Source organism: Polynucleobacter sp. UK-Mo-2m-Kol15, from assembly GCF_018881505.1.
Classification (GTDB): Bacteria; Pseudomonadota; Gammaproteobacteria; order Burkholderiales; family Burkholderiaceae; genus Polynucleobacter.
The window spans coordinates 1,662,802-1,682,427 of the sequence record NZ_JACVQC010000001.1 but is presented as its reverse complement, the minus strand read 5'-3'; the positions used below and the strand labels follow the sequence as shown (position 1 = coordinate 1,682,427).

At 43.8% G+C, this 19,626-nt stretch carries 20 protein-coding genes and 1 tRNA gene; 11 read left to right on the top strand and 10 right to left on the bottom strand.

Going from position 1 to position 19,626, the window contains the following annotated elements:
* Nucleotides 1-15: 15 nt before the first annotated feature.
* Nucleotides 16-771, bottom strand: a complete 756-nt coding sequence (locus ICN43_RS08695; protein ID WP_216198807.1) for a class I SAM-dependent methyltransferase — start codon at nt 769-771, stop codon at nt 16-18.
* Nucleotides 772-962: 191 nt separating this feature from the next.
* On the opposite strand from ICN43_RS08695, the gene ICN43_RS08690 reads away from it, so the two are divergent.
* Entirely contained in the window at nt 963-1,538 is a 576-nt protein-coding gene (locus ICN43_RS08690; protein WP_216198804.1) for a FlgO family outer membrane protein, read from the top strand.
* A gap of 16 nt (nt 1,539-1,554) precedes the next feature.
* Nucleotides 1,555-2,127: a FlgO family outer membrane protein gene (locus ICN43_RS08685; protein WP_216198803.1), complete on the top strand. Its 573-nt coding sequence runs from the start codon at nt 1,555-1,557 to the stop codon at nt 2,125-2,127.
* 30 nt (nt 2,128-2,157) lie between these two features.
* On the opposite strand, the gene ICN43_RS08680 is transcribed toward ICN43_RS08685, so the two are convergent.
* Nucleotides 2,158-4,539: a response regulator gene (locus ICN43_RS08680; RefSeq protein WP_216198800.1), complete on the bottom strand. Its 2,382-nt coding sequence runs from the start codon at nt 4,537-4,539 to the stop codon at nt 2,158-2,160.
* A gap of 250 nt (nt 4,540-4,789) precedes the next feature.
* Between ICN43_RS08680 and flhD the strand changes: the two genes are divergently transcribed.
* From flhD to ICN43_RS08660, 4 genes are all read left to right on the top strand, one after another.
* Complete coding sequence (gene flhD, locus ICN43_RS08675) at nt 4,790-5,122, top strand: flagellar transcriptional regulator FlhD (protein WP_370623177.1); 333 nt, start codon at nt 4,790-4,792, stop codon at nt 5,120-5,122.
* An 18-nt stretch (nt 5,123-5,140) separates the two neighbouring features.
* On the top strand, nt 5,141-5,704 hold the full coding sequence (flhC, locus tag ICN43_RS08670) for a flagellar transcriptional regulator FlhC (RefSeq protein WP_216198798.1): 564 nt from the start codon (nt 5,141-5,143) through the stop codon (nt 5,702-5,704).
* An 88-nt stretch (nt 5,705-5,792) separates the two neighbouring features.
* Nucleotides 5,793-6,119, top strand: coding sequence for a hypothetical protein (locus ICN43_RS08665; RefSeq protein WP_216198794.1), 327 nt, complete (start codon nt 5,793-5,795; stop codon nt 6,117-6,119).
* A gap of 39 nt (nt 6,120-6,158) precedes the next feature.
* Nucleotides 6,159-8,150 (top strand): response regulator, encoded by a 1,992-nt coding sequence (locus tag ICN43_RS08660; protein ID WP_216198791.1) that lies wholly within the window; start codon nt 6,159-6,161, stop codon nt 8,148-8,150.
* A 25-nt stretch (nt 8,151-8,175) separates the two neighbouring features.
* Here ICN43_RS08660 and nadC read toward each other — a convergent pair whose 3' ends face one another.
* The 6 genes from nadC to pgi form a co-directional block, all read right to left on the bottom strand.
* The gene (nadC, locus tag ICN43_RS08655; RefSeq protein WP_216198789.1) at nt 8,176-9,030 is read right to left on the bottom strand and encodes a carboxylating nicotinate-nucleotide diphosphorylase; all 855 of its coding nucleotides are present in this window, start codon (nt 9,028-9,030) and stop codon (nt 8,176-8,178) included.
* A gap of 23 nt (nt 9,031-9,053) precedes the next feature.
* Complete coding sequence (nadA, locus tag ICN43_RS08650; RefSeq protein ID WP_216198786.1) at nt 9,054-10,181, bottom strand: quinolinate synthase NadA; 1,128 nt, start codon at nt 10,179-10,181, stop codon at nt 9,054-9,056.
* Between the two features lie 146 nt (nt 10,182-10,327).
* Nucleotides 10,328-10,645 carry a CcdB family protein gene (locus ICN43_RS08645; RefSeq protein WP_216198782.1) on the bottom strand — a complete coding sequence of 106 codons (318 nt, stop codon included), beginning with the start codon at nt 10,643-10,645 and terminating at the stop codon, nt 10,328-10,330.
* Nucleotides 10,645-10,902: a type II toxin-antitoxin system CcdA family antitoxin gene (locus ICN43_RS08640; protein WP_216198779.1), complete on the bottom strand. Its 258-nt coding sequence runs from the start codon at nt 10,900-10,902 to the stop codon at nt 10,645-10,647. Before ICN43_RS08640 ends, ICN43_RS08645 begins: the two co-directional genes overlap by 1 nt.
* A 71-nt stretch (nt 10,903-10,973) precedes the next feature.
* Complete coding sequence (locus ICN43_RS08635; RefSeq protein ID WP_216198777.1) at nt 10,974-12,359, bottom strand: phosphomannomutase/phosphoglucomutase; 1,386 nt, start codon at nt 12,357-12,359, stop codon at nt 10,974-10,976.
* A 45-nt stretch (nt 12,360-12,404) separates the two neighbouring features.
* Nucleotides 12,405-13,901: a glucose-6-phosphate isomerase gene (gene pgi, locus ICN43_RS08630; RefSeq protein ID WP_216198772.1), complete on the bottom strand. Its 1,497-nt coding sequence runs from the start codon at nt 13,899-13,901 to the stop codon at nt 12,405-12,407.
* A gap of 137 nt (nt 13,902-14,038) precedes the next feature.
* Here pgi and ICN43_RS08625 point away from each other — a divergent pair, with 137 nt between their 5' ends.
* On the top strand, nt 14,039-15,175 hold the full coding sequence (locus tag ICN43_RS08625) for an NAD(P)/FAD-dependent oxidoreductase (protein WP_216198769.1): 1,137 nt from the start codon (nt 14,039-14,041) through the stop codon (nt 15,173-15,175).
* A gap of 20 nt (nt 15,176-15,195) precedes the next feature.
* Nucleotides 15,196-15,285 (top strand) — tRNA-Ser (locus ICN43_RS08620).
* Nucleotides 15,286-15,361: 76 nt separating this feature from the next.
* Here ICN43_RS08620 and ICN43_RS08615 read toward each other — a convergent pair.
* Nucleotides 15,362-15,634 carry a hypothetical protein gene (locus tag ICN43_RS08615; protein WP_216182372.1) on the bottom strand — a complete coding sequence of 91 codons (273 nt, stop codon included), beginning with the start codon at nt 15,632-15,634 and terminating at the stop codon, nt 15,362-15,364.
* A gap of 217 nt (nt 15,635-15,851) precedes the next feature.
* Here ICN43_RS08615 and ICN43_RS08610 point away from each other — a divergent pair, with 217 nt between their 5' ends.
* Nucleotides 15,852-16,169, top strand: coding sequence for a hypothetical protein (locus ICN43_RS08610; protein ID WP_216198766.1), 318 nt, complete (start codon nt 15,852-15,854; stop codon nt 16,167-16,169).
* Between the two features lie 262 nt (nt 16,170-16,431).
* Here the strand turns inward: ICN43_RS08610 and ICN43_RS08605 are convergent, their stop codons facing one another.
* A complete protein-coding gene (locus ICN43_RS08605; protein ID WP_216182378.1) occupies nt 16,432-17,346 on the bottom strand; it encodes a LysR family transcriptional regulator in 915 nt (304 codons plus the stop codon).
* Nucleotides 17,347-17,459: 113 nt separating this feature from the next.
* On the opposite strand from ICN43_RS08605, the gene ICN43_RS08600 reads away from it, so the two are divergent.
* Nucleotides 17,460-18,656: a CaiB/BaiF CoA-transferase family protein gene (locus tag ICN43_RS08600; protein WP_216198764.1), complete on the top strand. Its 1,197-nt coding sequence runs from the start codon at nt 17,460-17,462 to the stop codon at nt 18,654-18,656.
* A 13-nt stretch (nt 18,657-18,669) separates the two neighbouring features.
* Nucleotides 18,670-19,605, top strand: a complete 936-nt coding sequence (locus ICN43_RS08595; protein ID WP_216198761.1) for a hydroxymethylglutaryl-CoA lyase — start codon at nt 18,670-18,672, stop codon at nt 19,603-19,605.
* Nucleotides 19,606-19,626: the final 21 nt, after the last annotated feature.

The window sequence follows — 19,626 nt, the reverse complement described above, 5'->3', positions numbered from 1 at the left end:
GAAAACGGAATGTATTTAGGCAATTCGGTACAAATAGGTGACTTTAGAATCAAGGTCAGATTGCAATGCATCGCTTGGCTTTACTCCCGGCACATCAAATTCATGGCTAACTAAAATTGAGCCAGGTTTCATTTGTGCTTTGCATTGTTCAAATAATTTTGGCATGGCGGCCGGTGAAAGATAAGCAAATACTAAATCAAAGTCAGCAAAATTGATTTTTTCATAGTTCCCCAGCTTAAAACTCACTGTAGAGTCTTGCCATTTTGAGCGAATCAGGCTGATGAAGAAGGGTAAAGGGGCGATTTCTACTCCCATATAAGTACACTTCGGATGGATTTTTGCTAACTGAATGCTAAATCCGCCTAGACCACTGCCAATTTCAAGGATTTTGAGATGCTGATCATCGTTAATGAGTTCGGCAACAATGTCACAAGCTCCCTGTCCGGAGGGGTAGTAGGGTACCTGAGTGAGAAATACAGACCAGTACATGAGGACAAAGACAAGAAATCCACCAAATAGAAAACTGGGCGTTAGGTCCAGCTTTAAAGCCAGCCAGATGGCCAAGGGAAAGATCAATAGAATCCATTGCCACCAGATTGCTAGCTTTATGGCTCTAGCTAGCAGGGCGGCAACTAGGCCCTGAATGATTAAAAAAAAGAGCTCAGGCAGGGTTGTAGGAAGATATTTTGAGCAAATTTGCTCAAGGAGCAAGGAGAGTGCTACAGAAAAGCAGCCTATCAGCAGGGCAATTAATGCTGGGGAAAGGCGCATATTCGTAATAATCTTGTAACAGCGCTCATGAATTTGTAATTTGGGCCGTAATTGAACATGATGAGTAGTTTAACGAAACTACCCTGTGAGGCCAGTTTTGCTATTGAGGCAAATCTTGGTTTGCTGATTTAGGCGCTTAATTAGATAGAGGTTTTAGAATGAGTTACCACTGGTTATCAAGAGTGCAGCGCATGAGCTGGCATCTTTTTGCTGGGCTTTGCCTAACGATGATGAGTAGCCAATCCATGGCTTGGCTCTTTGATTCTAGTGATAAGGGGCCAGCCAAGCCTTATGTTGCTCAATCATTTCAGGATGGCGTTATCTCCATTGCTCAGCAGCTCGAAAAAAATATGGAGATGGTACCTCCAAATAGCAAGCTGATGATCGCCAATTTTGTTTCGCTCCAAGATCTAAATGAAACATCCTCTTTTGGGCAGCTGGCATCAGCCAATTTGATGCATGAATTACAGATACGCAATTGGAATATCATGGATCCGTTGTTTACGAGGGATCTTTATATAGGACCAAGCGGAGAATTCGCTCTCAGTAGAGATCCCAAGAAGCTACCCAGTTCATTACCTTCATTTGAGATCATTGCAGGTACCTATCAAGCAACTACGGATTCTATTATTCTGAATGTTCGTATGATCAATGCGCATAATAGTAGTGTTCTGTCCACTGCCCAGGTGATTTTCCCAAAAAGCCAGGCGATCAGTTCTTTAGTGGCGCAGCCTTCAGTAATGCCCATATTAAGCTTGACAAAGTGATCCCTCAAAAATATTTATGCTTCGTACATCTCTCATCACGCTTCTGGCCTCACTCCTTTTCTTATCTGCCTGTTCTGGCACAGGAAACCGAGTGGATAATCAATGCTTAACTTTTGAAGATAAGCTTCAGGCCACTGATTTGAGTAAGTTGATGCAAAGCTTGGCAGTGGAATTGGGTAATGGCTTACCATCGCCCGACCCCAGATCTCATGATCAGGTGGGGGTGCTTTTAGTGGCTGATTTTGTCAATATCAACACACTCAAAACTGAGCAAAATTCTCTGGTGATGAGTGATATGCTGCGCACTTATTTAGCGAACCTGCCGGGCAAGAAAGTAGTTCAGGTGGAGTTTGGCAAGGACATCCGCTTAAGTGATTCTGGAGTAGTTTCCCTGACAAGAAATCTTGATCTGACTAACAAGCAGAAAGTTGGGGCCAATCAAGTCGTAGTAGGGACCTATCTCGACTTACAAAGTAAGCTGATTATTAATTTACGTGCAATTGATCCTACTAATCAAATTATTTCATCTGCAGTGGTGCGTGAATTGAAGTACACCTGTAATGGTGGAAAACTCTATTTATCGAATTAATTCATGGGTAGTGCTAGGTATTGCAGAAATTCAGGATGAGATACTGCCCATCAACTGCCTTACATTGATTAATGCGCTTTTGAATTCTTTGTAGATTAAATTTTCTTCTCCCAGCTGCCTATCTAGCGGAATATTTCCGTCGATTTCTCCGATAGCATTATCAAATTCTACGGTCATTTTGAATAACTCATCAGCTCCTACGGCTGCCGCAGAACTCTTGAAGTGATGAATCTTCTTCTGTAGTGCATTAATGTCGTTTCTCAGGATGATCTGATCAATCTCATTCATTACATTACTAGTCTCTTGGTAAAACAGTGAGGCTATTCGCTCAAACACTTTATTTTGTTTGAGGGTTGCAATCACCTTGGGGTTAAAGCCAGGCAAAGCTTGTGAATAATCGATTTCTATCTGATTTCGTTTTTGAATGGGCTTCATGCCACGTGATGCTTTGTTATGCAAGAGAGCGTTTGATAGGATATTGATTAAATTTGCAGTATCGGTATTCTTAGCTACAAAATCATTCATACCGCTTGCTAAACAAGCATCTCGCTCCTTGGGGCTAATGCCAGCACTCAGGCCAATAATAGGAAGATGCTTGAGGTGCTCATGTTTACGAATCTGAATCGCCGCAGTTAAGCCATCCATGACAGGCATTTGGGTATCCATCAATACGGCAGCATAAGTCTTTTTGGATATTAACTGGAGTGCCTCTAGCCCATTATTGGCAACATCTACTTGGGCACCAGATAAATTCAGACATTCTCTTAGCGCATCTTGGATGAGAAGATTGTCATCTACTAAAAGAATATTAGTGCCACATAAGAGGGGATTAAATCTTGTTTTTTCAATTAAGGATCTGAGATTAGCAACTAACTGCATAGGTTTGAATGGTTTTGATAGAAAATCATTCATACCGCTTGCTAAACAAGCATCTCGCTCCTTGGGGCTAATGCCAGCACTCAGGCCAATAATAGGAAGATGCTTGAGGTGCTCATGTTTACGAATCTGAATCGCCGCAGTTAAGCCATCCATGACAGGCATTTGGGTATCCATCAATACGGCAGCATAAGTCTTTTTGGATATTAACTGGAGTGCCTCTAGCCCATTATTGGCAACATCTACTTGGGCACCAGATAAATTCAGGAATTCAGAAATCATCTCTTGAACTACGAGATTATCTTCAACAACTAATATGGGCATATCAACAAGTTGAAATTCAATCGATTCCGGGCTTGGAGCAGTCTCATTTGTGATGAGATCTTCTGCATTAGTGAGATAGGGCAGGCTCAGGGCAAATGAAAATGTCGAGCCTAAATTGGGTACGCTTTTGATTGTGAGATGAGAGCCCATTAAGGCCAGTATTTGATTGCTAATTAAGAGCCCTAAGCCAGATCCACCATAGATACGAGCAACGGAAATATTAGCTTGGCTATAGGGCTTGATGAGTTCTTTAATTTCAGATTCATTAATTCCAATACCAGTATCAGCAACAATGAAATGAACACTTGCCTGATTTCGATCAATTTTTTGGCAAATAACTGAGAGCTTCACTTTGCCCTTGGCAGTAAATTTAATTGCATTACCAATTAAATTAATTAGCACCTGCCTTATACGGTGCATATCCCCATTTAGGATCATTGGACTGGTAGCATCTAATGAGCAGTCAAATAGCAAGCCTTTAGTATCTGAAGCACCTTTGAAAAGTCCTTGGAGATCAGCTATGACCGCCTCAATCTTAAATGGTCTACATTCTAGGTCGAGTCGACCGTTTTCTATTTTGCTTAAATCGAGAGAGTGATCTAGTGTTTTGACAAGTGCTTCAGAGGACTCATGGATCTTTGTTAAATACTTGATCAAAGTATCTGGATCCTGATACTGCATTGCTAGCTTTGATAGGCCGATAATGGCACTCATTGGTGTACGTATCTCATGAGATACGGTTGCCAATAGCTGTGATTTTGTTCTATTGGTTTCCTCGGCAACGCGAACTGCCTCGATTAATCTGGCTTCAGCAATTTTTTGTGGAGTGATGTTTACTAAGATCCAGATCACTTCCTGAGAGCTCTCATCAAAAAGTCGTCCCGATACATTTAGCCAGATGGGGTTGTAGTTTTTATCCTTAAGTCTGATTGTGTCGCGAAATAAATTCGCGCGGTTAATTTCAACTAGGGCATTTTTAGCAATTTTTAAAAATTCTCGTTTGCTTGCAAATAGATGGCTTATTGGGTGTTGGCTAAGTTCCGCATCATTTTTGCCAATGACCTTCTGAATATAGCTATTGACCCAGACAATCCTCTGCTTGTGTGTGAGGATGATGCCAATAAGCTCACTTTGAAAGATGGCATCGCGTTGCTGGGCTAGCCTGTCGACAATTTCTCCCGAATGATTGGGGTGATTTGCCTCCTGATCCATTACGAAATCAGCCTATAGAAGGGGTTAGGATCCCCAAGTTTGACTTTCGACGCATTCATTTGGTTACTTATACCTGGGTTGCAAATGCTCAATTGCTTGGATTGCGGGTGAAAAACCCACTATTTAGGGGATTATGTCAGATTTTTCCCTACAAAAAGTACCGAATTCATCTTATTTAGAAATATTTTAAAGATAGCAAACTGTCCACCTGCAGCAAATAGTTTGAATTTTAATCAATGGAGGCTAGCAAGTGGAATTAGTCAATCAGTTTCAAGAAACGATCTTAGATGAGATTCGAGATGCGAATTTAAATTATTTAATGCTCGCACAGCAAATGATTAAGGCTGACAAGGCCCATGCGATCTTTAGGCTTGGCGTCAATTCTGATATTGCCGATCTTATTGGCAGTCTTAGTAATTCACAACTCATCAAATTGGCTAGCGCCAATATGATGCTCACCAGATTCCGCTTTGATGATTCAGTCATGCTCGGCATGCTCACTAGCAATCACAAAGGTCACTCGCAAGCTATTGCCCATAGCTCCATTTTGATGTCCTGCCAGCCAGCCCAGGCTATTGCCTAGTCTAAAAAAGAGAAAAAGATGAAAGTTAAAAGCATCATTGATGAGGCAGAGCAGCTTCAGCTAGCAATTGAGTTAATCAAATTAGGTGCTCGCCTACAGTTATTGGAGTCGCAGACTGACTTATCTCGCGAACGCTTAACAAAGCTTTATAAAGAAATGAGGGGTTCATCACCTCCTAAGGGCATGCTACCTTTTTCTACCGACTGGTTCTTAACTTGGCAGCCGAATATTCATTCTTCATTATTTTTAAATATTTATAATTTCTTAAAAATTAATGCCGGCTTAAGCGGTATCCAGGCCTTAGTCAAATCTTATCAACTCTATTTAGAGCAGTATCACAGTATTGAAAAAGCCGATGATCATCCAATTAGTGATGAGCCCGTATTGAGCTTGATTCGTGCGTGGACATTGATTCGCTTTGTTGATCAAAAGCTCCTAAAAACAGAAGCTTGCTCTTGTTGTAAGGGTAATTTCATTGTGGATGTATATGACTTGCATGAAGATTACTTGTGTAATTTATGCCATGTGCCATCAAGAGCTGGTAAGTACCAAAAGAATAAAAAATACCTATTAGCTGCATAGTACATAGTAATTACCCGCTTTTGGGTGAGGATATTTTTTATCTAATATGTTAATCTTTCCCTTGGGTATAAATCCTAGGTAAAGCAACATGATTTCAGATAATGATGAGCAAGTCTTAAAAAAAATCTGCGTCACTTTCAACACGAATTTTTTGAGTGGTGCAGATATGATCCAGGCAATCATCATTGCAATTGATGCGAATAAAATGAAGCATCCGGGTCTTTCCAAGGTTGACCCTAAAGAGTTTCTTAAAGTATTTTCTCGCGATATGAAAGTGCATGCGCCTTCGCATCTGAGGGAGCTCACGATTAATATTTTTGAACATCTCATGCTGACCCATGTCAACCCATCGCTTAAGGGCCCAGAATTGAGGCTAAAATTGGGGGCGCTACTCTTACCACTTTATCTTTGGTAGCTTTACTACCCCGTTTCTTATTGGCCTTGCTCGAACGCTATGAACTACTTAATAAAGCTACTTAGAAACACTGTCAATGAGCGTCGATCAGTATTTTTGAGTTATTTTTATACAGTTTTAATCATTCTTCTTGCATTTGTTATTCGCGTCTACTTTGACGAAGCTTTTGGCGATCGATATTTCGTTACCTATATTTTGGCAATACCAGCAATTGCCATCATTTTCGGTTATGGCCCAGGGGTATTGGCCGTTTTGCTTTCTTTCCTTTTAGCTTTTACCGTACAGCCAAGCTATATTTCGCATTCATTTACACGAATGAACTCGGTGATGGCCATCTCTGGATTGGTTTATCTTAGCTATGTCGCATTTTTATTACTTTATATCCGACACACAATTTCTAAGAATCGGGAAACGGTAATCCAGAAAGTAAGGGCTGTTGAGGAGATTATTCGGGATCAAAAGCAGATTATTTCTTTATCAGAGTCAGCAATGGAGCGGGCAAATGATGTCATCATTATTGCCGAAGCGGTTCCAACGATGAGTGTGGTGTACGTCAATAAGGCATTTACAGCGTTGACTGGATATAGCTCTGAAGAGATCCTAGGCAATACCCCAAAAATCTTGCATGGCCCCAAAACGGATCGCAATTCGCTCTTGCAAATTAGACAAGCTATGCAGAATGGCAAGCCGATTCGAAAAGACATTCTGAATTACAAAAAAAATGGTACAGAATTCTGGGTTGAATTGGACATTTCGCCAATTTACGATGCTGCTAATGTAGTTACCCATTGGGTATCCATTCAGCGGGAGATTACCGAGCGGAAAGAGTATGAAGCCTCTTTGTTGTGGGGGCAGAAACAAGCAATGCTAGCGCTCGAAGCAAGGTCATTATTCATCGCCAAAATGTCCCATGAAATCAGAACGCCAATGACAGGCATTCTTGGCATGTCTACCCTGGCACTCAGACAAGAAGACCCCATAAAAGCCAAAACCTACTTAGATTCAATTCATGAGTCATCACTGGCACTCATGAAGGTCTTGAACGATATCTTAGACTTTTCAAAATTAGAGTCTGGTTTTATGACTCTTGAAATCAAGCCATTTAAATTGGATTCTCTAGTTAGTGATACTCAAAAATTATTTTCTGATGCCGCCAATTTGAAGTGTATTCAATTGAACTGTAGCTTTAGCGGTGAAGAAAATACTCTTGTGATGGGAGATCGCTTTCGCTTAACTCAGGTAATCGGTAACTTGGTAGGAAATGCAATTAAATTCACTGAAAAGGGTGCTGTAGATTTTGCTTTGAATGTCCTTTCGCAGAATGCATCTTATATTCGCATTCAAATCATTGTTAAAGACACGGGAATTGGTATCCCAGAGCATGCTCACAATCAAATTATGGCTTCATTTGCTCAGGCAGACAGTTCTCTGTCTCGTCGTTTTGGCGGAACTGGCCTTGGCTTGTCGATTGCATCGGAACTGCTCATTCAGATGAATTCTGAACTCTTATTTAAGTCCTTGCATGGCGTTGGAAGTCAGTTTTATTTTTCGCTAGATCTGCCGATGAGTAAAATAAATTCTCAAACAGAACCATTTGTTGCGGACTCAAGCGCTGGATATTTGGGGGATAACTTCACTTATATGCTTGATAAAGATTTGGCTGGAAAAAACATTTTACTTGCCGAAGATAATCTAATCAATCAAATGGTGGTGACTGAAGTATTGCAAGCCGCTAAGGCAAAGATCTATATTGCAAACAATGGCTTAGAGGCACTCAATCTATTAAAAGATCATCTATTTGATGCTATTTTGATGGATATCCAGATGCCTCAATTGGATGGCTATGAAACAACCCGGCAAATTCGATTAACGGAAGCGGGGGCATCAATCCCAATTATCGGTATTAGTGCGGGAGTTTCTGAGGCGGAAATTGCCAATGCTCTTGATATTGGCATGGATGATTTCTTGCCAAAACCTTTGGACTTAGACGCTGTAGTTAAAGTCCTTATAAAGCATATTAACAAGTCTTGACGCTTTGAAAGTTGACCCCAAAGGCTTACAAAATTCGCATTGAGAAATCTACCGCCTTAATATCTTTAGTCAGTTTTCCAAGGGAGATGCGATCTACTCCAGTGGCTGCAATGGCGCGCATCTGATCTAAGTTGATGCCACCAGATGCCTCAAGTAGGGCGCGACCCTTGGTAAATGCAACCGCTTCTTTCATTTGCTCTGTACTAAAGTTATCGATCAAGATACTTTTTGCACCAGCATCCAAAGCCTCTTTCAATTCAGCAAAGTTTTCTACTTCCACCTGAATATCCACGCCAGCATTTAAGGCCTGCGCCGCTTTCACTGCAGCAGCAACACCACCTGCGGCAGCAATATGATTTTCTTTAATTAAGATGCCATGCCACAAGGCAAGACGTTGGTTTTGACCGCCACCAACTAATACTGCGTACTTTTGCGCACGGCGTAATCCCGGAATTGTTTTGCGAGTATCGAGTACTGCACAGCCTTTAGGATTGGGGCTAACGCCCGCAATTGCATCGACATGCTGACGTGCAATGCTAGCGGTCCATGACAATGTTTGTAGGAAGTTGATGCAAGGACGTTCAGCGGAGAGCAGGGCGCGAGAGTTGGCTTCAATATCGCAGACCTTGGTATCGGGCTTCATCAAGTCTCCCTCCAGGTAGCACCAAGTCACTTTTGCTGTGGGATCCAGTTTCTTGAGAGTTCCCTCAAACCAATCTACGCCACACAGAACAGCTTCTTGACGAACGATCAGTTGTGCATGTACAGGTTTACTGGGAACCAATTGCGCAGTCCAATCGCACTGACCAATATCCTCCATTAGCGCATCAGCAATGTTACGTTGGCGGGCTTGCTCTAATGTCTCGTTGTAATCAAACATCTGTATTTGGTCAAAAGGTTGAATTAGGCGGCGCCAATATTCTTCACAAAGCCATGTTGGGCTTTTGCAAGTAGGTCAGGATGATTCTGGGTGAAGTCGAGCATGCGCTCGATGCAATTTAGCGCCTTCACTCGAACACCCTCCTCAATGAATATTTCACCGGAAGCACTCTCTAGGCAGTTGAGGATTCCTTGTAAGCCATTCATGGCCATCCAAGGGCAATGGGCGCAGCTCTTACAGGTTGCACTGTTGCCAGCAGTAGGTGCTTCGATTAAGACTTTATTAGGCGCCAATTGACGCATACGATGCAAGATGCCATTGTCCGTAGCTACAATGTATTCGGTAGCGGAGCCTTCAACTACAGCTTTAATCATGGCAGAAGTAGAACCCACAACGTCTGCAAGGTCGACCACTGCTTGTGGAGATTCTGGGTGAACCAAAACCATGGCATTAGGGTGTGCAGCCCTCAACATTTCTAATTCAATAGCTTTAAATTCGTCATGAACAATGCAGGCACCATTCCATAAGAGCATATCGGCACCAGTCTGCTCTTGAATATAGCGACCCAGGTGACGATCAGGTGCCCACAGAATTTTCTTACCTTCAACTTTGAGTTGATGAACGATTGCTAAAGCGCATGAGCTGGTGACCATCCAATCGGCTTGGGCCTTAACAGCAGCGCTTGTATTGGCATAGACAACTACGGTACGATCTGGATACAAAGCTCTAAAAGCAGCAAAGTCAACCGCATCACAGCCGAGGTCTAGAGAGCAGGTTGCTTCTAGGTCTGGCATAAAAACATGTTTCTCAGGGCTTAGAATCTTGGCAGACTCACCCATAAAGCGCACGCCAGCCACAATCAGATTCTTGGCGGAATGATTCTTGCCAAAACGCGCCATTTCTAATGAGTCACCAACAAAACCGCCGGTCTGCATAGCAAGATCCTGAATATCTCCATCTACATAGTAGTGGGCAACTAAGGCTGCATCTTTCTCAAGCAATAATTGCTTGATCTGAGCAATAACAGCTACTTTCTCAGTGCCATGGAGTTGGGGAGGGGTCTTTGCCCAAGCTTGGGCAGTACAGGTGGCTCCTGCAGCATTTTGCTGAGGGTAGTCAAAGGCGATCGGGGAGATGGCGGTGGAAGTCATGCTCAATTTTAGCTTAGCGGCGCCCATTTTTGAATCTACAAACCAGGGTAGTGCTCAATACTTAGTCCCTGAGGTGCTTGAGGCTATTGTTCTTAGTACGGGTGGAAAATAGGGTGCAATGGTCCTTTGGTTCACTAACGCCCTGATTAGAAGCCATGAAAGAGTCTATCGATTGCAGTCATCACAATATGTTGCTGACTCTTTAAACTCCCAATTTCTTTTTTAAGAATTTTGCTTGGTACGGCAGCCATCTTAGGGGTTTCAAGAGCAAAATCACCGCCTTTAATTGAAAAGATCGGCATGAGATCTTGAGGAAGCCGTACTTTTTTATATAGGCTAGCTTTTCTTAGTGGGATGACGATTCGGGTATCAAGGCCACTTAATAAGTCGGTTTGTACATCCAGTAGAAAAGGGGTGGTCTTGGCGTATTCCCCGGTATTTTCATAAATACTAAATCTCGCCATTAGAAAGTTCTCCAGCTTTCCAATGGTAAACCTTCATCTTCAATAGTTTTGTTATAGCTGGCAATGAAGTCAGCATTTTCTAGCCTCCAAAGTCGTTCTTTTTCCTGCCGAACAAGAGATTCAAGAAATGCATCACAAGCCTTTGAGATATTAATGCCTAGTTTCTTGGCCTCAGCCAAAACCTCAGTATTTAAGGTCAGGTTAGTCGCCTTTTTTAAGACTTTGGCTTGAACGCGGATTGAGTTATGAATGATCATGTCTTAATTATAAGCATAATTTATGCGCAATTAATATGCGCATAAATTATGTGGATATTGTTATGAGGGATCTAGAACGGTAGCTTTGCTTCAGGCTTGGCAGCTAGCAGTACAGACTTAAATTCCGCCTGAATACGTTTGATGGCTTCTTCACTATCTGCCTCAAAGCGCATTACCACGACCGGGGTTGTATTGGATGGTCGAGCCAATCCAAAGCCATCAGCATATTCCACGCGAACACCATCAATCGTATTGATTGACTCTGATGTTGGGAACTTCGCGTTGGCCTTGATGGTTTCTAGTAAGGCAAATGGCTCACCTTCAGCGCAAGCCAGTTGCAATTCTGGGGTGCAGATGGCATTGGGTAAGTTATTGAGAGTATCGCTAGGATTGTTCTCTTTGGAGAGAATTTCTAATAAACGAGCACCCGTATAAAGACCATCATCAAATCCAAACCAACGATCCTTGAAGAAGATATGACCACTCATTTCACCGGCGAGTGGGGCACCAGTTTCTTTGAGTTTGGCTTTGACTAAAGAGTGACCTGTTTTCCACATAAGGGGTTGGCCGCCATGCTCTTTCACATAGGTCGCTAAATTGCGAGTGCATTTGACATCGTAAATAATTTGACTGCCTGGATTTCTGCTGAGAACGTCTTTTGCGAACAGCATCATTTGACGGTCTGGGAAAATCACCTGACCATCTTTGGTTACTACACCCAAACGATCGGCATCGCCATCAAAAGCAAGCCCTAATTCATTATCAGTAGTCTGGAGGTTCTTGATGAGGTCCTGAAGATTCTCGATGTGCGCAGGATCGGGATGGTGGTTTGGAAAATGACCATCGACCTCGCAGAACAGCTCTTGTACTTCGCAGCCCAAGGCTCTAAAAAGCTGACCAGCAAACGCGCCACCAACGCCATTGCCACAATCAACTGCAATCTTCATAGGGCGAGCCAATTTCACATCGCCAATAATGTACTTTAAGTACATTGGAAAAATATCAAAGGTGCCGCGAGTCCCTTGGCCTGTGGAAAATTGTCTTGCTTCAATACGTTTACGCAGATCCTGAATCTGCTCACCATAAATGGCCGAGGCACCTAAGACCATTTTGAAGCCGTTGTAGTTAGGGGGATTGTGGCTACCTGTAATCATGATGCCGGACTTCGGTGTCTTGCCATTGATGGTGTGATTGGCTGCAAAGTACACCATTGGTGTCGCTACCATACCCAAGTCAATCACATTGATGCCGGTAGATAGTAGGCCTTCTGTTAATGCCTCAATTAGACTCGGACCAGAAAGGCGGCCATCGCGACCAATGACAATATCGGCCTCGCCCAATGCACGCATTTCAGTACCAAAGGCTTGGCCAATGAGTTTGGCAATTGAAGGATCTAGGGTCTCATCAATAATGCCGCGGATGTCATAAGCTTTAAAAATAGATGGAGACAGTTGCATTCCAGATCCTTCAGTAAAAATATCCCAGTGTTACCTGGGCGATAACTAGTTATTTGAATTTAATAAATTAATGCGGGCGGCAGTAACTGCATCAATATTGGCACTAGCTACAATATCATTCTGATGACTGGTGAGCGCTTGTTCAATCGGCTTAGCAAGTACCTTACCGTATTCCACGCCAGGCTGATCAAAACTGTTGATATTCCACAAAGCACCTAATGTCGCTGTGCGATTCTCATATAAAGCGAGTAGGGCGCCGAGATAAAAAGCATTGAGCTTCGGTAGCAATAATAAATTGCTGGGGCGCTTACCTGGGTATACATCATTTGGATTACTGGCAGTTTTACCGTTGGCCAAAGCTTGCGCTTGTGCCAAACAATTAGATAGTAGGATACGATGATGCGCTTTAGCTTCTGGCCTATTACTCATTGGCTCACGTACTGCAATGAAATCAATTGGAATGATTTCAGTACCTTGATGTAGAAGCTGGAAATATGAGTGCTGCGCATTGCTACCTGCGCTACCAAACACAACCGGGCATGAGTGCTTGACTGGCTTACCATCGCGATCAATGCTCTTACCATTGCTCTCCATGTCGAGCTGTTGCAACCACCTCGGAAACCAATCCAAGGCATCCGCATAGGGGATCGCAGCGTAAGCTCTGATGTCGTGTCGCTCTTGCTGATGAAACAAGGCAAGGGCCATGATCACGGGCAGATTTTTTTCTAATGGTGTGTTCTTAAAATGCAAATCCATTGCTTCAGCGCCAGCCAAAAACTGTTGGAATGTTTCAAAGCCATATTGCAAGGCAATTGGCAATCCAACAGCTGACCACACAGAGTAGCGACCACCGACCCAATCCCAAAAAGGGAAAATATGATCTTCATTGATGCCAAATTCTTTAGCGGCAGTAACATTGGCTGTGACAGCATAGATCGCATGAGCAACTTGACTATTGCTGCAGCCGCTATCCTTGAGCCAGGCCACTACGGCCTTGGCATTCATGGAGGTTTCAAGAGTTGTGAATGACTTTGAGACCACAATGACGCGAGTGCTGTGCGGATGAGCCCATGTCAAGACTCGCGCAAGTTCGGCGGTATCAATATTGGCCACGAAATGCATGCGCATACCGCGGCTCTCAATACCTGGGGCATGCGCTAATGCTTCGATAGCAAGCCGAGGGCCAAAGTCCGAGCCACCAATGCCAATATGAATGACATCGGTAACACCAACCCATTTATTGCACAGCGCTTCAATACGATGCCAGACCTCAGAAACTGCCGGCATCACATCTGTGCCATTAATCAATACAGGGCGTTTGCTGAGATTGCGTAGCGCAGAATGTAGGGCTGGGCGATCTTCACTTTTATTGATGCGCTTACCGGCAAACATGTCAACAATGAACTGCTCAAGCTGGGATTTGCGAGCATCGGCGAACAGCTTTGCCCAGTTGCCCGCATTAATCCCCTGATAGGCAGTATCAAGGACTATATCAAGGGCGGCATGGGTATTTTCAGAGGCGAATTGGCTTTGCAAAGACATTTCTAGATTTTATCAAGAATGTGATTGAATCCCCTTAAACCTCTGAAAATGTTACGATTTCATCAATATGAAGGCTTAAGCAGATGCAAAAGTTATATCAAATCAGACATATCTGAAATCAGGTCAGGAATAACAGAATGGAGCAGGTTGATTGCGTAGTAGTGGGCGCTGGAGTGGTTGGTTTAGCGGTTGCCCGTGAGATGGCTTTGCAGGGTCGAGAGACTATTTTGCTCGAGCGTGAAGATTCTTTTGGAACCATCAGCAGCGCTCGTAATAGCGAGGTTATTCATGCGGGAATTTATTACCCCAAAGATTCTCTTAAGGCCAAGCTCTGCGTCAAGGGCAATCGTCTCTTATATGAATATTGTCGCAGCCATCAGGTAAGCACTCAGCCATGTGGAAAATTAATAGTCGCTACAGATGCTAGTCAACTAGATACTCTTCAGGCCATTCTATACAAAGCGCAAAATAATCAAGTCCCTGATATTAAGATGATTTCAGGGGAGGAGGCTATAACGATGGAGCCCCAATTGAAATGTGAGGCTGCTCTACTGTCGAGTTCAACAGGCGTAGTTGATAGTCATGGATTGATGTTGTCACTACTAGGTGGTTTTGAAGATGCCGGTGGCATGGTTGCCTATCAATCTCCCTTGCTCAGCGCCAAGCCAATTGGAAATAATGCTGAGGGTGGCTTTGAGCTCACCATTGGTGGTGCTGATGGCATGACAATTCAGACCAAGTTATTGATTAACTGCGCAGGACTTAGTGCCCCAGCCCTGGCCCAAAAAATTGAAGGCCTTTCAAAAGATCAAATACCGAAAGCTTATTTCGCCAAAGGAAATTACTTTTCTCTTTCTGGGAAATCTCCATTTAGCCGCTTGATATACCCGATTCCTGAGCCTGGCGGATTGGGTGTTCATCTGACTCTCGACATGGGTGGGCAGGCTAAGTTTGGTCCAGATGTGGAATGGCTCGATATTGAAGAGGAAAGTCAGATTAACTACACAGTTGACCCTCAGCGTGGTGAAGGCTTTTATGCGGCCGTCAGGCAGTACTGGCCGGGTCTAAAGGATGGTGCTTTGCAGGCCGACTACTCTGGCGTTAGAGCCAAAATTGCCCCGCCCAATGCCCCAGCGGGAGACTTTTACTTTGATGGACCCCAACAGCATCAGCTTCAAGGCTTATTTAATTTATACGGCTTAGAGTCCCCGGGCCTCACCTCCTGTTTAGCAACCGCCCAGCATTTGGAGGCACAAATCAAAAGTTCTTTATAATCTAGGACTCGAATCGCAAAGGAAGAGTGGCAGAGCGGTTGAATGCACCAGTCTTGAAAACTGGCGAGGATGAAAGTCCTCCGTGAGTTCGAATCTCACCTCTTCCGCCAATGATATATATAGATTAAGCCCTAACGGGCTTTTTTCTTTTCTACCTACCCATAAAGATACCCAAAATAAAAGAGCCTATTCGTCGAACCGTTCCCTGGTTAGGGGTAGCTTTTCTAGCTTATCTTTTGGTGGTGGTGTGGCTGTTCTATTGTGACGCTGCTGGTCTTCTGACGCCGCCTCGAACTCTCTGACGCGCTGCAGTTCTTGTTCTTTGGCCTCGGCTAGCTTGGAAGCTGGAATGACCTTACCGTCTTTAATAAGGCGCTCTAGCTGGAATTGCTTAAAGGTTTGAGTCATAACCTTGCCAGAATATTTAGCGGTGCTGTTATCTGAGCTGTCGAAGTCCATGCAATTACTCTAACAAAATTTTAGCGGGGTACCCCGTCATCAATTTTCTGAAAGCCGACCCCCACCCACCCGGCACCCCCCATTTTTGAAAAAGGGTCCCTCGCTTTACCCATACACATTGATCTGCTCAAACGATTTCAATTTTTCTAGTTTTTGTCAAAACTTATACATGTGATCACAGCGGTAAGGTGCATGGAAGTAATGTATTGTGCTATCAATGACCAGGATTTCTTCCTACGATATTTATCAATGCCCCGACTGTAATCGTGAGCATATCTTGCCGAACTACGCCTCTATAAGTGTGACGCCTGCCGTTGATGCATTTGTGTCAACCGAAGATTTAAGGATTTGTTTTTGTTGTGGGTCTGTAAAGCTGTTTTCGGCATTTGTGTATGTCGGCAGTAAGCAAAAGCCAAGACCTAGTTACACGCCGCCTAATGTGAAATTTATTAAGCTGTTATTTGGCGTGAAGCAGCCTGAGATTGAGCTGCATCCAACTCGTATATACCCCTATTTAAATCAAACAAGCCGCTAACCCGCTCTAATTCAAAAGGGCGCCAATGTCCCAAATCGGCCATTAAGCGACCATCATTGGTTTTGTACTACCTCTTCCGCCAGGCCAATAGGTATTACAAGGGTTTGTGGCAACACAACATCCTTGTTAGTAAAGCCATCCTACAGGGTTGCTTTTGTTTTTAGTGCAGTTGGTTGGCTGGCGAACGGAATAACGCTTAACCTCGGTCCACTGCTATATTCGCGAATTCTGAATATCTAATTAGAAATTTGGTCGCCTCTAATTAATTATGGGTTAGCCCAAGTAAATGTTGGCTAAGTAATATTGCGGCAGGCAGTTGGCTTGTATTTGCTTTCATTGCAAGCAGAAGATTTCGTTTTGCCCATGAATCATCCAGTTGAACAACCTTGAGATTCATAGCTCTAATCTGAGCTGCGCAGGCTTGATAAGGAAGGACTCCGATACCAAGATTCACGGCAATCATCTGGCACATTGCATCGTAGCTTCTAACCTGGATCCGAAGCCTCATTTGCTTGCCAAGCTTCTCCGCGCTTCGAGAGGTGAGCTCTAGTAATGAACTCCCTCGATTAAGTCCCACAAAATCATACTTAAGGCATTCCTCAAAAGAAATGACCTTTCTTTTGCTGAGTTGATGTTCTTTGCTGCAGGCAATGACAAGTTGATCTCTACCTATGACCTGAGTGTCCAATCCTGATGTGACGGGCCCCTCAGCAAAGACTCCAATATCCGCAATTCCATCCATCAGAGCTCTAACGATGTCGCCGCTTAACTGTTCCTCCACTTCAACCTGTATCTCGGTGTGAGCTTTCAAAAAGCTTGCTAGCGCTGAGGGTAGAAATTCAGTTAAGGCAGACATGTTTGCCCAAAGTCTTACATGCCCTTTTACCCCTTTGGAGTATTCGCCCAATTCGTTACTGAGCTGTTCAAAACCCTGAAACAATCTCAAAGCATGTTGCATTACAGCATGACCAGCTGGGGTCACTGTAACCCCTTTAACGGAACGATCTAGTAATGGGACGCCCACCGTCTCCTCAAAGTCCGAGATTCGTCTGCTAGCTGCAGATAACGCTAGGTTGCATGCGCTTGCGCCCTTGGTAATGCTCCCAGATTGCACTATGGAGCAGAACAATTTGAGGGTCACAAAATCAACTCTGGCGGGGTTTAGCTGTGTTTTCATAGGGTAATTCTACCCATACCTTCGCAAAATGAGAAGGAATCGTCTCCAAATAGCAATTTTCAAGAGTAATGAAGGGGCGTAACTTTGCTTAAAAGAACACCTTAGAGGATCCAATGGAGCCATTAGCAAAATTAAAAGTAATCGAGATGGGGCAGTTGATTGCGGGGCCCTTTGCAGCCAAAACTTTGGCTGACTTTGGCGCCGACGTAATTAAGATTGAGCCGCCAAAAGTTGGTGATGCACTACGTAAATGGCGATTACTCAAAGATGGAACTTCTGTTTGGTGGCAGGTCCAGTCACGCAACAAGCGCTCCCTCTCCTTGGATCTAAAGCAAGCTGAGGCTCAAGAAATTGTCAGAACTTTGGTCAAAGAGGCAGATGTATTAATTGAAAACTTTCGCCCTGGAACTTTAGAGGGTTGGGGTCTTGATCCGGCAAAGTTACTCGAGCTCAATCCTAAACTGATTGTTCTGCGTATTAGCGGTTATGGTCAGACTGGTCCTTACAGAGATAAACCAGGATTTGGTGTTGTTGCAGAAGCTATGGGTGGCTTGCGTCATTTGACTGCGGAGCCTGGCAGGGTGCCTGTACGTGTAGGCATCAGCATTGGCGATACCTTGGCCTCTTTGCATGGTGTGATTGGTATTTTGTTGGCATTGCAAGAGCGCCACAATAGCGGTAAAGGTCAAATTATTGATATTGCTTTATATGAAGCAGTATTTAACTGTATGGAAAGCTTGCTCCCTGAATACAGCGCCTTTGGTGAAGTACGTCAAGCAGCTGGAAGTGCTTTACCAGGCATTGCCCCAACCAACGCGTATCTGTGTGCTGATGGAGGGTATGTTTTAGTTGCCGGCAATGGCGATAGTATTTTTAAACGTCTAATGACAGTCATTGGGCGTGATGACCTGGGTAATGACCCTCAGCTAGAGAATAATGATGGCCGCGTTAAGCGCGTAGCTGAGCTTGATCAAGCCATTGGTGAGTGGGCTAAAACAGTTAGTACTGACAAGGCTCTAGAAATCCTAGATTCTGTTGCTGTGCCTGTTGGCCGAATTTACACCGTGGCTGATATTGCTAACGACCCCCATTACAAGGCAAGGGGAAATATTCAAACTATTCAGATGCAAGATGGATCCAAGCTTGATGTACCTGGAGTAATTCCAAAACTTTCCCGTACACCTGGTTCTATTAAAACTCTGGCTCCCGATATCGGCGAGAACACCGATGAGATTTTGCAAAGTATTGGATTAAATGACTCACAAGTCGCCTCCCTGAAAGAGCGTGGCATTGCATTTACTAAAAAATAAAGAGGAAAAGACTATGACAAGAATTTATTTCAACGATGTAGTGACAAGAGATGGCTTTCAGATTGAGCCAAACTTTATTCCGACTGATGACAAAGTTAAGTTAGTTAATGAACTTAGTGATTGTGGTTTTGCCAAAATCGAAGTCACTTCATTTACTTCACCAAAATCTATTCCAATGCTCAGGGATGCTGAAGAGGTTATGGGCCGTATTAAACGAGTTCCCGGAGTGGAATACACCGTATTAGTACCAAATCTTCGCGGTGCAGAGCGCGCTTTTGAATCTAAGGCTGATGAATTTAATCTAGTCATGTCAACATCCGAGACGCACAACCTGGCAAACCTCAGAATGGGTAGAGAAAAGAGCTTTGCAGGATTAGCTGAAGTTATTAAATATGTCGATGGCAGAACGCCTATTAATGTTTCGCTTTCCACCTGTTTTGGTTGTCCTATGGAGGGCGAGGTTCCTCAAGACGTTGTGGAAGGATTTGCTCAGCGCTTTGCCGATCTAGGTGTGAGGGGCCTAACGATTTGCGATACAACTGGTATGGCCAATCCAGATCAAGTAAAAAAGATTTGCGATTCTTTGCAGAAGCGGTTTCCAAGTCTTCAGCTTACATTGCATTTTCACAATACAAGAGGTATGGGTTTAGCCAATATTTTGGCTGCGGTCCAGTCTGGCATTGTTCGTTTCGACGGCTCTCTGGGTGGCTTAGGTGGCTGCCCATATGCGCCTGGAGCAAGTGGCAATATTTCTAGCGAAGATGCGATTCACATGCTTGATGCAATGGGCTATGACACTGGCATGAATATTCCTAAGTTATTGCAATTAGCAAAGGAATTGCCTCAGATCGTAGGGCACGAAGTCCCTGGTCAGGTCGCAAAGGCAGGTAGCACTTTCACGTTACACCCTGAGCCTAGTTATGTGGATGAATTACGCCGCGCTCAGTAATCGACCAACTAAATGCCAAAT

What these genes read in the sequence shown, in the direction of transcription:
- pgi (WP_216198772.1), bottom strand. Translation starts at nt 13,901, where the DNA reads ATGTCTTTGCAAAGCCAATTCGCCTCTGAAAATACCCATGCCGCCCTT.
- ICN43_RS08665 (WP_216198794.1), top strand. Translation starts at nt 5,793, where the DNA reads ATGATTTCAGATAATGATGAGCAAGTCTTAAAAAAAATCTGCGTCACT.
- flhC (WP_216198798.1), top strand. Translation starts at nt 5,141, where the DNA reads ATGAAAGTTAAAAGCATCATTGATGAGGCAGAGCAGCTTCAGCTAGCA.
- ICN43_RS08680 (WP_216198800.1), bottom strand. Translation starts at nt 4,539, where the DNA reads ATGGATCAGGAGGCAAATCACCCCAATCATTCGGGAGAAATTGTCGAC.
- ICN43_RS08615 (WP_216182372.1), bottom strand. Translation starts at nt 15,634, where the DNA reads ATGGACTTCGACAGCTCAGATAACAGCACCGCTAAATATTCTGGCAAG.
- ICN43_RS08605 (WP_216182378.1), bottom strand. Translation starts at nt 17,346, where the DNA reads ATGAAAACACAGCTAAACCCCGCCAGAGTTGATTTTGTGACCCTCAAA.
- nadC (WP_216198789.1), bottom strand. Translation starts at nt 9,030, where the DNA reads ATGTTTGATTACAACGAGACATTAGAGCAAGCCCGCCAACGTAACATT.
- ICN43_RS08610 (WP_216198766.1), top strand. Translation starts at nt 15,852, where the DNA reads ATGACCAGGATTTCTTCCTACGATATTTATCAATGCCCCGACTGTAAT.
- ICN43_RS08685 (WP_216198803.1), top strand. Translation starts at nt 1,555, where the DNA reads ATGCTTCGTACATCTCTCATCACGCTTCTGGCCTCACTCCTTTTCTTA.
- ICN43_RS08600 (WP_216198764.1), top strand. Translation starts at nt 17,460, where the DNA reads ATGGAGCCATTAGCAAAATTAAAAGTAATCGAGATGGGGCAGTTGATT.
- ICN43_RS08695 (WP_216198807.1), bottom strand. Translation starts at nt 771, where the DNA reads ATGCGCCTTTCCCCAGCATTAATTGCCCTGCTGATAGGCTGCTTTTCT.
- ICN43_RS08635 (WP_216198777.1), bottom strand. Translation starts at nt 12,359, where the DNA reads ATGCAACTGTCTCCATCTATTTTTAAAGCTTATGACATCCGCGGCATT.
- nadA (WP_216198786.1), bottom strand. Translation starts at nt 10,181, where the DNA reads ATGACTTCCACCGCCATCTCCCCGATCGCCTTTGACTACCCTCAGCAA.
- ICN43_RS08640 (WP_216198779.1), bottom strand. Translation starts at nt 10,902, where the DNA reads ATGATCATTCATAACTCAATCCGCGTTCAAGCCAAAGTCTTAAAAAAG.
- ICN43_RS08625 (WP_216198769.1), top strand. Translation starts at nt 14,039, where the DNA reads ATGGAGCAGGTTGATTGCGTAGTAGTGGGCGCTGGAGTGGTTGGTTTA.
- ICN43_RS08660 (WP_216198791.1), top strand. Translation starts at nt 6,159, where the DNA reads ATGAACTACTTAATAAAGCTACTTAGAAACACTGTCAATGAGCGTCGA.
- ICN43_RS08595 (WP_216198761.1), top strand. Translation starts at nt 18,670, where the DNA reads ATGACAAGAATTTATTTCAACGATGTAGTGACAAGAGATGGCTTTCAG.
- ICN43_RS08690 (WP_216198804.1), top strand. Translation starts at nt 963, where the DNA reads ATGAGCTGGCATCTTTTTGCTGGGCTTTGCCTAACGATGATGAGTAGC.
- ICN43_RS08645 (WP_216198782.1), bottom strand. Translation starts at nt 10,645, where the DNA reads ATGGCGAGATTTAGTATTTATGAAAATACCGGGGAATACGCCAAGACC.